Source organism: Methanospirillum hungatei, from assembly GCF_020216685.1.
Classification (GTDB): Archaea; Halobacteriota; Methanomicrobia; order Methanomicrobiales; family Methanospirillaceae; genus Methanospirillum; species Methanospirillum hungatei_B.
Map to the genome: position 1 here is coordinate 1 of NZ_JAIWNS010000085.1, position 12,558 is coordinate 12,558.

Annotated in this window: 13 protein-coding genes; 9 read left to right on the forward strand and 4 right to left on the reverse strand. The window is 50.3% G+C overall.

Features of this window, described 5'->3' with window-relative positions; translation table 11 throughout:
• From LDL35_RS05135 to LDL35_RS05155, 5 genes are all read left to right on the forward strand, one after another.
• The coding region (locus tag LDL35_RS05135; protein ID WP_304020141.1) for a preprotein translocase subunit SecD at positions 1-1,355 on the forward strand (1,355 nt) is incomplete at its 5' end.
• Positions 1,356-1,407: 52 nt separating this feature from the next.
• Positions 1,408-1,680: a co-chaperone YbbN gene (locus LDL35_RS05140; RefSeq protein ID WP_011450102.1), complete on the forward strand. Its 273-nt coding sequence runs from the start codon at positions 1,408-1,410 to the stop codon at positions 1,678-1,680.
• A gap of 1 nt (position 1,681) precedes the next feature.
• A complete protein-coding gene (npdG, locus tag LDL35_RS05145) occupies positions 1,682-2,332 on the forward strand; it encodes an NADPH-dependent F420 reductase (RefSeq protein ID WP_304020144.1) in 651 nt (216 codons plus the stop codon).
• Between the two features lie 3 nt (positions 2,333-2,335).
• Positions 2,336-2,872 (forward strand): aldolase, encoded by a 537-nt coding sequence (locus LDL35_RS05150; RefSeq protein WP_304020145.1) that lies wholly within the window; start codon positions 2,336-2,338, stop codon positions 2,870-2,872.
• A gap of 3 nt (positions 2,873-2,875) precedes the next feature.
• Positions 2,876-3,244 (forward strand): hypothetical protein, encoded by a 369-nt coding sequence (locus tag LDL35_RS05155; RefSeq protein WP_304020147.1) that lies wholly within the window; start codon positions 2,876-2,878, stop codon positions 3,242-3,244.
• Between the two features lies 1 nt (position 3,245).
• On the opposite strand, the gene LDL35_RS05160 is transcribed toward LDL35_RS05155, so the two are convergent.
• Entirely contained in the window at positions 3,246-3,869 is a 624-nt protein-coding gene (locus tag LDL35_RS05160) for a hypothetical protein (RefSeq protein WP_304020148.1), read from the reverse strand.
• A gap of 175 nt (positions 3,870-4,044) precedes the next feature.
• On the opposite strand from LDL35_RS05160, the gene LDL35_RS05165 reads away from it, so the two are divergent.
• From LDL35_RS05165 to LDL35_RS05175, 3 genes are read left to right on the forward strand one after another with little or no spacing between them, the layout of a single operon-like run.
• Positions 4,045-5,874: a type II/IV secretion system ATPase subunit gene (locus LDL35_RS05165; protein WP_304020150.1), complete on the forward strand. Its 1,830-nt coding sequence runs from the start codon at positions 4,045-4,047 to the stop codon at positions 5,872-5,874.
• Entirely contained in the window at positions 5,861-6,796 is a 936-nt protein-coding gene (locus LDL35_RS05170) for a type II secretion system F family protein (RefSeq protein ID WP_304020159.1), read from the forward strand. The genes LDL35_RS05165 and LDL35_RS05170 overlap by 14 nt, the downstream gene beginning before the upstream one ends.
• 2 nt (positions 6,797-6,798) lie before the next feature.
• Positions 6,799-7,788: a type II secretion system F family protein gene (locus LDL35_RS05175; RefSeq protein WP_304020151.1), complete on the forward strand. Its 990-nt coding sequence runs from the start codon at positions 6,799-6,801 to the stop codon at positions 7,786-7,788.
• Between the two features lie 28 nt (positions 7,789-7,816).
• On the opposite strand, the gene LDL35_RS05180 is transcribed toward LDL35_RS05175, so the two are convergent.
• Positions 7,817-9,853, reverse strand: a complete 2,037-nt coding sequence (locus LDL35_RS05180) for a CHASE4 domain-containing protein (RefSeq protein ID WP_304020153.1) — start codon at positions 9,851-9,853, stop codon at positions 7,817-7,819.
• A 189-nt stretch (positions 9,854-10,042) separates the two neighbouring features.
• Positions 10,043-11,494, reverse strand: coding sequence for a response regulator (locus tag LDL35_RS05185; RefSeq protein WP_304020155.1), 1,452 nt, complete (start codon positions 11,492-11,494; stop codon positions 10,043-10,045).
• 54 nt (positions 11,495-11,548) lie between these two features.
• On the opposite strand from LDL35_RS05185, the gene LDL35_RS05190 reads away from it, so the two are divergent.
• Complete coding sequence (locus LDL35_RS05190; protein ID WP_304020156.1) at positions 11,549-12,034, forward strand: PD-(D/E)XK nuclease domain-containing protein; 486 nt, start codon at positions 11,549-11,551, stop codon at positions 12,032-12,034.
• A gap of 38 nt (positions 12,035-12,072) precedes the next feature.
• Here the strand turns inward: LDL35_RS05190 and LDL35_RS05195 are convergent.
• Positions 12,073-12,558 (reverse strand): acylphosphatase (locus tag LDL35_RS05195; RefSeq protein WP_304020157.1); only part of this gene is annotated, 486 nt, incomplete at its 5' end.

Sequence of the window (12,558 nt, forward strand, 5' to 3'; positions counted from 1 at the left end):
GCCCGTCCGGACTTGATACAAATCTTCAGTTTGGCCTTGACCTTGATGGTGGTTCCTGGATTCAGCTCGAGTTTCAGTCGGCCATCGTGACATTCAAATCAGATCAGACGCTTGATAAACTCATCCCTGAGCTGAAGACCCGTCTTGATGCAGAAGTGAACCTGATTGATCAGAATACGGTTGAAATCAGGAGCGCCGTCTCTGAAGAAGAACTTCGTGCGATAATGGCCGAGCTGAAAACCGAACTGGTCTCGTTCAATCCCGGAGTGACCAAGGAGACTGCAGATGATGTGAAGCGTATCCTGGAGAACAAGATCAACAGTCTTGGGACCCGTGATGCAAAGGTCTACGTCATCACTGCTCTCAATGGCATCAGCCGGTACATCCGTATTGAGATGGCCGGGGTCTCGATGGGAGAAGCCCAGGAGATTGTCGGAAAACAGGGGAAGTTTGAGATTCGTATCCACACCACCGGCAATGAGACGGAACATGTCCTCTTTGGTGATGCCATCCAGTCTGTTGCAAACCCCTCCCAGACACCACCGAACAGCAATAACTGGGGAGTGTCCTTTGTCATAACGCATGACGCAGCAGAGGAGCTTCGGCAGGCTGCCATCAGAGTTGGTGCAACCAAGAAACCAGAAGGCCATAATCTGGATATGATCCTCGATGGAAATGTGGTCTATTCTGCTCCGCTTTCACCAGACCTTGCTGCAGAACTGCAGTCACGGGCAACCTCAAACCTGCTTGCCTCAACCGGTGTGGGTGAAGAAGGACGGGAGCAGGCCAAGCTTCTTGAGATTCATCTGAGAAATGGTGCGCTGCCGGTTGGTGTGACCATTGCCGGATCCGGGTCAGTTTCACCTGAACTTGGTGACCAGTTCAAATTCTGGAGTGTCCTTGCCGGTGTGTTTGCACTTCTCGCTGTTGCCCTGAGTGTATTTATCCGGTATCGCGAGCCGGGCATCGTTTTCCCGATGGTGCTCATCAATGGTTCTGAAATCATCATCCTGCTTGCATTCACGACCTTCTTCATGCAGCTGGACCTTGCGACCATCGCCGGTCTGATTGCGGTTCTGGGTACAGGAATTGACCAGCTGGTGATCATCACTGATGAAATCCTGCATGAAGGTAAGGTGCCTTCGCCGAATCTGTATCTGAAACGGCTGAAACGGGCTCTTGGTATCATTGTGGCATCCGCAGGAACAGTCCTTATCGCCATGCTTCCCCTGGCTGTTATGGATCTTTCAACTCTGCGTGGCTTTGCAATCATTACCATTCTCGGTGTTTTAGTGGGTGTTCTGGTAACTCGTCCGGCATATGGGCGGATTATCATGTCTATCCTCTCCAAATAACCGATACCATACTTTTATCTGTTTTTTTAACGCAATTCAGCTAAGGTGCAGCATGTCAAAACCGATTCTTATGGACTTCTATGCTGAATGGTGCGGACCGTGCAAGCGAATGGGCCCGATTCTTGAAGAGCTCAAAAACCGCATGGGGGATCTTGTGGAGATACGCAAGATCAATGTTGATGAGCATATGGCTGAAGCCCAGAATTACCACATCTCTGTTGTTCCGACAATCATCATTGAGAAGGATGGTATTGTGGTCCAGAAGTTCCAGGGAGTGACAGAGGCAGATACCCTGGAATCGGTTCTTAGACCCCTGGTGGCATAACGTGCGGGTTGGAATCGTCGGAGGGACCGGAGAGATAGGTGAAGGGATGGCGATGCGGCTGTCCCGGATCATGGATGTCTGTGTCGGATCCCGGGATCCGGGAAAAGCACAGGAGACCTGTGATACCTGTCTTATCTCTGCCAAAGAACGGGGTATTGACTGCTCGGTCAGATCCGGAAACAATCAGGACGTCGTTGCGGAGTCTGATGTAATCATACTGGCAATTCCCTTCAAACATCTCAAATCCACCGTCGAAAGTATATCAGGCTGGGAAGGAAAGATAGTTATCAGTCCGGTAAACCCGATGGAGCGGCGTGAATGCTTTGTATACACTCCCCCGGCGGAGGGTTCAGCAGCACTCTTCCTTCAGAACATTCTTCCGAAAACCACCCGGATATGCACGGCGTTTAATAATATTGCAGGAAACCGGTGGAGAGATATCTCAAGCGAACTTGAGTATTCAGTCCCCGTCTGCGGGGATGATGCAGAGGCCAAGCAGATCGTCATGGATCTGGTAAATCAGATATCATCCCTGAAGGCATATGATGCCGGCCCGCTCTCTTCATCACATATCGTAGAGAGTATCACTCCGCTCCTTCTGAATGTGGCACGGTTCAATAAAATGAAGGATGTCGGCATCCGGTTTGTGTAAGATATGACATCTGAAGAATTTGCCCGGATAGGAAAACGTCTCTTTTCAGAGCATCTGATCGGGGGGAACTTTGGGAATATGAGTATCCGAGACGGGGAGGAGAGTTTTCTTATCACGAGATCGGGTTCATACCTGGATGAGCCAGGTGACCTTGTCCGTGTTCCCCTCTTTGGGGATGTCCCTTCTGAAGCATCGAGTGAATGGCGGGTTCACCGGTCAGTGTACCAGCAGACACGGCACCGGGCCATTGTGCATGCCCATCCCCCCTATGCAGTCGCTGCATCATTAGTACTTGATGAGATAACTCCCCTTGACAGTGAAGGGAAGATGTTCTGTCCTACGATCCCGATTGCCGTTGGTGAGCCGGGGAGCAGGGAACTGGCCGATGACGTGGCCGACTGTCTGGCACTGACCGGTCTGTGCATAGCCAGGGGTCATGGAACCTTTGCAACCGGGAAAACTCTGGAAGAAGCCTATCTGTACACATCTCTCGCAGAACATGCCTGCAGAGTGCTCTCTCTGGTCCCGACATTTCGGTGATGTATGACTCTTGAGGAGAAGATTGCACGTTTAAGTCCCCGGCTCAGAGCCCAGGTTGAAGATTATGTCGACTTCCTGGTGAGCAGAACGGCAGAAGAGGATCATTTTTCTGGGGTTTCTCCTGATGAGGATGAAGGTGAGCCTGTGCAGCCAATCCCTCCATCACCGCCTGAAATCCCGGTTTCGAAGACTTGGGTGAATGTCAGGGAGCGGACCGGCTCATCCGGGATTATCCTTGCAGAAGAGAGGCTCCCGGAAACTGATCCTGATTACATAGACTTTGCCGATATCAACAGCCGGTTCGGGCATACACCAAAAGATGATGAGGAGAAGAAGACGGGCCGTCTGAAAAGATTTCTTGACTGGATGTGATTTATACCACCCGTGACGTGGTTGAGAGCTCAATACCCTTTCCGGTGATGATAAACGGAAGCAGTCTTCCCGGAGGCTGCAGCCCGGTCAGTTTTTTTACATCAAGTGTTCTGATGATCTCGTTTCCATGCATATCTTCATGCAGGTGGATAACAACATCGCAGAGCCTGATGAGCAGTATCTCATTGTACGGGGCATGGAGGCCTTCGTACAGGGTGAAGAGGGCATTGTCCCGTGATGCCTGAATGGTGGCCCTGCATGAGACCACTCCGGCAAGGACCGGTTCAATCCCCTCACGCATGATGAGGGTTGAGAGAGAATCAATAATGAGTCCGCCGTCTCCGGCATGGGCAAAAATTTCTGCGGTTGACAACCCCCGTGCATGGACCATCCCGTCAAGAAGGTACCCGTCCAGCATGAAAAATCTCCGGTGCTCAGGAAGTATCTCCCAGAACTGGCGGGCAAACTGATCGATCCCTGATGTAGCCGAACCGATAAGCAGGATCGTGCTCCCAGGGAGAAATCCCCCGTCAAGAGCCAGATCAAATCCGTTTATACCTGTCCTGTTTCTTCCGACATAGGTCCGGACCATTGTTCCGGCCTTGTCATCAGACTCTTCTGTCATGATGGTCTGTCACTATGGAGAATCCATGCACACTGCCATGGATAGTTACGCCATTATCTATTTATTGCGGCTTATGTAATTATGGTAGTAGAAGAAAGGGGGTGTCTCTTTTGGTCAGGGTCAGAGCAGAGGTGGGGTGTTGTACTGTTGTTTGTCCTGATCAGCCGGGTTCATCATGAAAGTCAGGGTGGGGAGTTTAAAAAAAGAGAAAAATGGTGTCAAGGGGAAGGATACAGGAGCCGGAGATCCGGCTGCGGTAAAACCGACCCCGCCAGCAAAGCCCTCGAAATTATCCGCGCTCGGTGGGAAGAAGAAAGAGGCAGCTGAAAAACCATCCGGACTTCGTCGTCTTGGGAAAAAGGATGTCCCGGTGCAGCCAGTTCCTGAGTCCGGGACTTCAGAACCGAAAAAGAAGTCTTTGTTCAGTTCATTTAGTAAGATAACTCCACTTGCAAAGAAACGTGAGCAGTATGATCCCAAGGTTCACGGGATGATGGTCAACCTCACCTTTGAACCGCCGCCGGGGACCGAGGAGATTGAGGTATATCCGGTCAATCCGCCGTTTGCATACATCCGTATCACCTACAATTATATCACGCACGAATACCTCTACGAGGTTGTAGAGCCCATTTATAACGACGCAGAAAAGAAACTTCTTGAAGAGCTCAAAAAAGGGATCTTTGAGCGGGTGAATGTGAACACCCGGCAGATCTCAAGGGAGACTGCGGCAGAGACCCTTGAGTCCATGATGAACGAGGTTCTTGCCGATTATGCCATCAATCTGGATCCCCTGACCTATGAGAAGATCCATTACCATCTGAAAAAGGACTTTCTTGGTGATGGTCTTGTCGACCCGGTGATGCATGACCGGTTTATCGAAGATATCTCCTGTGACGGTGTGGGAAGGCCGCTTTTTGTCTACCACTCCAGGTATGAATCTATAGAATCAAACCTTTTTTACACCGATGCTGCTGAACTTGATTCATTCGTAACCAAACTGGCCCAGAGAGCAGGAAAACACATCTCCGTTGCAGATCCGATGCTTGATGCCACCATGCAGGACGGGTCCCGTATCCAGATGACCCTCGGCTCTGAGGTGACTGCTCATGGTTCTACCTTCACCATCCGTAAGTTCAAGGACGAACCAATCACCCCGACCGACCTGATTGAGTGGGGTACATTCTCACCCCTGTCAATTGCATTTCTCTGGCTTGCGGTCGAGAACGGAAAGTCATGTATCTTTGCGGGTGGGACGGCTTCAGGAAAGACCACCTCACTGAACGCAATATCCCTCTTTATCCCGCCGCTTGCAAAGATCGTCACCCTTGAAGATACCCGTGAACTGAAACTGCCCCATTCCAACTGGATCCCGAGTGTCACCCGTGAGTCCTTTGACGTGAGCGGGAAAGGGGAGATTGATATGTATGAGCTCCTCAAGGCTGCGCTTCGTCAGCGTCCGGAGTATCTGATTGTGGGTGAGGTCCGTGGCCGTGAAGCGCTTACCCTCTTTCAGGCGATGTCAACCGGCCACGTCACCTACTCGACCATGCACGCGGATTCGGTATCCTCAGCAGTCCACCGTCTTGAAAACCCCCCCATCTCTGTGCCCAGGAACATGTTGTCAGCGCTGAACCTGGTATGTGTTCAGATACAGGCACGGGTCGGTGGTCAGCGCATCAGGAGGAACAAACAGATCATCGAGGTACTGGACATCGATCCCAGGACAAATGAACTGATCACAAATGAGGTGTTCAGGTGGCGGCAGGCAACCGATGAGATCTCCTACTCAGGAAAGTCATTCATTCTTGAAGAGATCATGGAGGCACACGGGTGGGATGAGGAACGGATCAGGCGTGACCTGCTCCAGCGTCAGGAGGTCCTTGAATGGATGCGTGAGAAGAAGATCCGCGACTTCCGTGATGTAAGCAAGATTGTCGTCTCGTACTTCAGGGATGCCGAAACCCTGATGGAGCAGATACGGTCTGGTGGCAATGAATTCATATGAGCGGTTCTGCTTCTCCCTACTCGGGAGCCGGATGTCAGGGAAGCGCGAGAAGTACTATGAGCTCATTGAGAATCTTAAATCTGCACGGATGGGGATCACCTTTGAAGCCTACCTTGCAACCGCCATCTTCACCTCTGTCCTTGTTGGTATCATCGGTTCACTCCTGATTGCGCTCCTGGTCTTTCTTCTTGATGTCCCCGGACTCATCACCTTTCGTGGTAACATCCCGACAGACATTGCAGCAACCATCAACGAGCTCAAAGGGTATTATCTTCTGCTTGGAACCATCATCGCCGGAATCGTCTCGTTCGTGGTCCTGTACGGGATCACGTTTCTCATCTACCTGGTCTACCCCTCCATCGTCGCCGGGGGGAGGCGGCGTGATATTGAGACGACCCTCCCTTATGCGATCAACTATCTTGCAGCCATGTCGACTGCGGGTATCACACCGGCAGAGGTCTTCAGGCAGCTTGGGAACTCTACCATTTATGGCGAGTCATCGGTGGAGGCCAGATACATCATCCTTGAAGTGGATGTCTTTGGCCGGGACCTGATTGAAGCACTCAAGAATGTCTCGATGAGCACCCCGAGCCCTCGTATGCGTGACTTTTTACAGGGGTGTATCGGAAGTGTCGCGGCGGGGAGTAATATCTCTGACTATTTCAGGACAAAGGCTGAGCAGTATACCGGTGAGAACAGGCAGACACAAAAGCAGTTCCTTGACACTCTGGCACTGATTGCGGAAAGTTATGTCACGGCGCTTGTGGCAGGAACACTCTTTATGATCCTTATCCAGTCGATCATGGCGATCCTCTCAGGAGAATCAACTCCCCTGTTTCTGTACATCATCATCTACCTCATCATCCCATTCGGGAGTGTGATGTTTGTGGTGCTGATCGATTCAATGACTCCGGAGTGGTGAAGATGGGACTATTTGAGAAGAAGAAAGTGGAACCTTCGGCAGATCCGAAGAGTGATGAGATCTACAAAAAGATAGATACCTATCACCACTACTCTGAAGGTGCACTCCGGTTTGTCAAGCACCCCTTCAGGACCCTGTTTGAAAAGCCGATTAATATCCTCTATGTATCTGTCCCGGCAGGGCTTTTGGTCTTTATCATCGGACTTTCCATGGTTATTCAGCAGGGCGGTCCTGAGGCGATACTTACCAATTCATTTATCGATGACATTGCAGTTTTTACTACGGTAATCATCGTCGGACCACTCGCGATAACTGACTTTCTGGAGGGCCGGCGGATATCCAGTATTGAGGCTGCGCTTCCGAACTTCTTCAGGGACCTTGCCGGGATGCATGAGAGCGGGATGACCCTTCCCGGAGCCATTCACCTGGTCTCCCAGGCAGAGTATGGTGCTCTGACTCCTCACATCCGTCAGCTTGATCAGCGGATATCCTGGAACTTTGCGTTTATCGATGCCATCCGCCAGCTGGGAAAAGAGATCCCCATCCCTCTTGTAGAGCGGAGTGTGGATCTTGTTGCGCGGGCCAGTGATGCCGGTGGTGATATCGTTGAGGTGCTTCGTGCGGCCGGAAAGGACTCGGCAGAGTACGTGATCATGAAGACTGACCGGAAGAACAACATGTTCATCTATGTCATCATCATCCTTGCATCCTTTGCCGTATTCCTCTTCGTTGTCATGATCCTCGTCTCTTCATTCTTAAAGACCATGGCCGATCTCGGAGCAGAAACCGGGGCATCCGGTCAGGCCGGGTTTAATCTCGGTGGTTTTGATCTTGCCCTCTATATCCGGGTATTCTCCCATGCCGGCATGTTCCAGGGATTCTTCTCAGGGCTTGTGGCAGGAGTAATGGGAGAGGGCCGGGTGACTGCCGGTCTGAAATACTCTGTCCTTATGCTGATCATCGCCTGGGCCACCTTCCGGTTCATGGTATAGAGGATCGATGCCAGGAGGTCACAGAGGTTTACTCCTCTTCGATCTGCAGCTCCTTCACCGGCCGGTATCCTCCCTCCGGAACTGTTATCAGAAACCGTGCCCCGATGCCGAATGTCCCCTGTTCGGTGATGGTAATCCCGGTCAGCGAAAGGACCTCACGGACAAAAAAGAGGCCCCACCCGGTACCTGAACCTACTCCACGTTCAAACACCCGTTCTTTCATATTCTCCGGAATCCCTTCACCATCATCCTCATAACTGATGATGAGATCCTTCCCCTCCAGGCGGGTATGAATCGTGATATAAAAGACATTCTTCCCATGCTTGAGGCTGTTATCGATGAGGTTGTAGAATACCTTCTGGAGCAGCTGATCAGCAAATATCTCATAATCTCCCCCTTCATACGTGAAGGTAAGCCCCTTTTTCTTTGTCATTGCATAGGCAAGACTCCAGCAGGTCCGAAGGTTCTGCCAGATGGGTGCCTGCATCCCGGCCTTCTGATACTCCTTGGAGAACTCGATATGTTTGTTGACCCGGTCAGCAGCCTCCTCTGCAGCTTCTACCAGGTTTAAGATGACTTCATCGGTTGTCTTCCGATGGACCAGACCCAGCATCCCTCTGATGGTGGTGAGCTGGTTGACGATATCATGCCTGGTCATACTGCCGAGCAGGCTGAGTTTCTTATTGGAGAGGAGGAGTGCCTTCTCGTTGTCCTTGAAGGTGGTTATATCGCTGATCACACACAGGTGCCCTTCCTGCCCGGTGTCAAGGGGATAGGGTGCAGAAACCACCCTGACGTAGAGCTCAGTGCCATCCTTCTTTCTGGTATGCAGTTCCAGGTGAACCGACTGATCTCTGAGGAGTTCATTCACCGGTATGGGTTCACCTTCGAGAAGATCCGTTATCTCCATCCCGTTCAGTTCACCCGGCGTCCTGCCAAAGATGGATGCAAGTTTTGGATTTGCAAACCAGATCCGGAAATCCGGACCGACAAGACAGATTCCTTCTTCAGCAAGGGCGATAAGCCGTGAGAGACGCTGTTCGGTTGCATGCCGCTGCTCTACCGCCTGCTCAATCTGGTCAAGCATCTGGTTTATGGATCTGCTCAGGTCACCGATCTCATCATCACGCCCGGTTTTAAGACGACCTGACAAGAGTCCGGTTTTTCCGATCTGTGCAAGTTCGGCATTCAGTTCTGAGAGGGGGGCTATCACAATCAGGTTGATGAGGGTGATGGCAACCCCCATGAAACATATTACCAGAAGCAAGAGTGAGAAGAAGAGATAGTCCCGTGTCAAAAGGCCGCTCTCATACAGATCACGGACACTCTGTACCTGGAGGAGTAAAAACGGAGAACCATGGATATCTGAGAGAACCCTGCTCGACAGAATCGTATCACCGGTCACCTGTGATCCGTTCAGGTCCTGATATCCCTGGCTCCTCTCTTCCGGGGTGAGGATCCTGGCCGTCACATTCTGGAGTAGTTGATCAGATATATCGGAGAGTTTGTCCTGGTCAAGAGGGTTTAATACCGTGATGGTCCCTCTGGATGGCCCCCCCTGATGCGTGGTAAGGATGGGGTTCTGAGCAAATACCCAGGCTGAATTATTCCATTCAAGAATACCTGAACGCTTCACCTGCGGAGAGATGCTGATCTGCATTACCGCCTTTGCAAGTTCGGTGGGAACACCGGTCAGATGATCCTTCCTCTCTCCCAGCCCTCTCCCGACAATAACCGATCCGTTCAGGTCCTGAATAATTAAGGAGGTTATCTGTAATGCCTGAAATGTTGATAAAGCAAGGTTCGATGAGATATATTTCGGATCACGGCTCTGGACAAAGTCATAGGTGGTATCCCATTCTCCCCAGTCTGTTGCAATCTGTTGCAATCTTTTTACTTCTTCATCAATGGCATGTTCAGCCCGTATCAGATCCCGCTCCACATACTTCTCCTCAAGGGAGGAGAATGAGTCCATGATGGTCAACTCAAACGAGAACAGAAGCACAAACATGACTGCAAAGAACGTGCATGCAATGATTAGAATCATCTTTGGGTAGAGCCGCATGATAACCTCCCTGAGAATCCCGCGTGACCTCGCAAGGTGAAGATATCGGTGAGTGAAATTGTCCCGGGACTTTCCTGAAACTATGTGATCGATCAGTTCATATCTCACGATGCCGGTTTTTTAAAACCTGACTATCTCATAGGATAATCCCACCCGGTAAGGGAAAAACGTTATGAGCACAGTATTGATTCAGGAGAGATCGACGGTGTGGATGAGTTCAGGTTTATCAACTGTAAAAGAGAAGGAACGGAGAATGCCTGTCTCGTTGTGAATTACCCCGGTATACTGCCCGTAGAGTAACTGGAAGGTAGTCTGGCCCTGCAGAGAGGTGACATCATTGCCGACAATCTTACCACCGCTCTTGATAGTAACCCGCAGACCGGCAGCAGGCATCCCGCCTCGCACCAGGTTGATGATGATATTTCCTATCCCTTTTCTGACTGAAGAGATCTCGGGGATGGGGTTTGATGCCGGGACCCGGAGATGACTTTTATCATAGATGCGGCAGCCGGTCACAAACCGGTTCGCGATCTCAGGTTCAGTGGGATAGAAGGTGAAGTTCTGGCTGTTTTTCAGAAACAGGACACTCCGGTCACCATACAGGACCCCGGACCGGTCAATATATATGCCCCCTTCCGGCTCCCCTTTCATGAAGATGAGAAATGCCCGAAAACCTTCCGCCCCGGCTGTCGCTGCGATCCCATAGGCTTTTTGCGCTTTCATCTCCCTGACCAGTTCAGGAAGCAGCCAGTTTCCCAGGGGTTGTGTGTTTTCGATGATAAAGTTCAATGGAACATTCTCATCAAAGTCACCGATATGCTGGGGGACATCGGTCGTCGTCTGCTGATATTTCTGTTCAGACTGCTGCAGGACCTCCCGTGCCATCTCAGCCTGGCTGGTGTCCCGCCCGGTTGCCTTGGCACTGACGACCGTCCCATCAGAGCTGAATACCCCTTCAATATGCCAGAGGATCTCGCTCTTTTTTCCGTCCGGATAGGTGACCACCGTCTCAAGATCGGTTGCCGGGTTTTCTGGTGTCAGTGACCGGACCGTTTCAACAAGTCCTGCCCGGTCTTCATCAGATATGTCATGGAAGAACTTTTTTCCGATGAGATCAGTCGCAGGCATGGCATAGAGGGCACCGTATGAGTCATTTGCCCTGATGATGGTAAGGTCAGGCAGGATGTCAACAAAGAGTTCAGTCTGTACGGTCAGAACGGAATGGTAGAGCTGTTCCCGTGCAGCAAGTTCTTCTTTTGCATGATGTCCTTCATATGCCTGCAGGATCCGCTGTTCAAGTTCACTGAACTGTATAACCGGATCACTTCCTTTTCTGATGTAGTAATCTGCGCCGTTGTTCAGGGCAGAAATGACGATATCTTCCTTTCCTTTGCCGGTAAAGAGGATGAACGGGGTGCCCTCATAGTTTGCCCGTACGTACTTGAGGAGCTGTATCCCGTCCATATCCTGCATCAGATAGTCAGATACGATAACATCAAACTTCCCTGTTCGCAACGCATCTATTGCTTCCTTTCCGGAAGAAACGCAGGTTAACGAGACTTTTCCCGAGGCACCAAGATACTCCTGGGCAAGCATCAGATGCGGAAGTTCATCATCTACATACAGGACTGAAACGGGCATGAATGGGTTAGTGTATGTTTGTTTCCTATTAAAATTATTGTTATAAACCTGGAGGTGAAAAGTGCGTTCTCTTCTCTCATGCTTGAGTTACTTACGAAAAACTCCAAGGCCAGTACTATCCAGAGAAACCTTGACCGTGTTATGAGCACTGGTGATGCTGAAAACCTCCGGGAGGTTTTTCACTCATTCTTTGCCTCTGTACCTCACGATTGGTACAGGAAAAATCAGTTATCTGGTTTTGAAGGGTACTATGCAAGTGTCGCATATGCCTACTTTGCAAGTCTCGGGTACCAGGTTATTGCAGAGGACACAACAAACCGGGGCAGGATTGATCTTACCATTATAACAAAGAATTCTATCTGGATTTTTGAATTCAAAGTTCTGTCATCTGGTGATAAGAAGGGAAAGAGTCCTCTTGCACAGATTCAGGAGAAAAGGTATGCAGAAAAGTACCGGTCGGATGGTCGGCCGGTGATTGGAGTCGGGGTGGTTTTTGATCCTGAAACGAGAAATATTGTTTCATGGGAGACGGGGCGGTGAGGTATCAGGGATCTTTTTCTGATGTGTTTGAATGGGGGTTAATGGATTTTTATTCCGGCGTCATTGAGGGCATTTTCTATAGAATGAAGTCTCTTGTGGATTTCTGAAAATTCTTTATCAAGATATGATTTGGAGTCTTTTCGAAGGCCTTTGATCTCATCGACGGTTTCATGCTGAAGGGAGATCATTTCGTCCTGTTTTCCGAGCATCTGATCCTGTTTGTTGAGCATCTGATCCTGTTTGTTGAGCATCTGATCCTGTTTTTCCAGAGAAGTATGCATCATCTCTATCAACGTAGTTGAATTCTTAGCCGCGGTCTTGCTGTATTTACCAATAAGTGTAAGGTGTTGGATTGCAGTATCCATCCGTTCAGCCATCTCTTCACCCATGTCACCCCTGATTATACTAAACGTTTGAAACTCGCCGGTGTAGGTTTCTTCGATGGTTTCAACCGATTCAACGTATATTGGAAAATCCTGTATCTGTATTGCCTTCGAAAAGTGGGATATCGCTTCTTTTGTTCC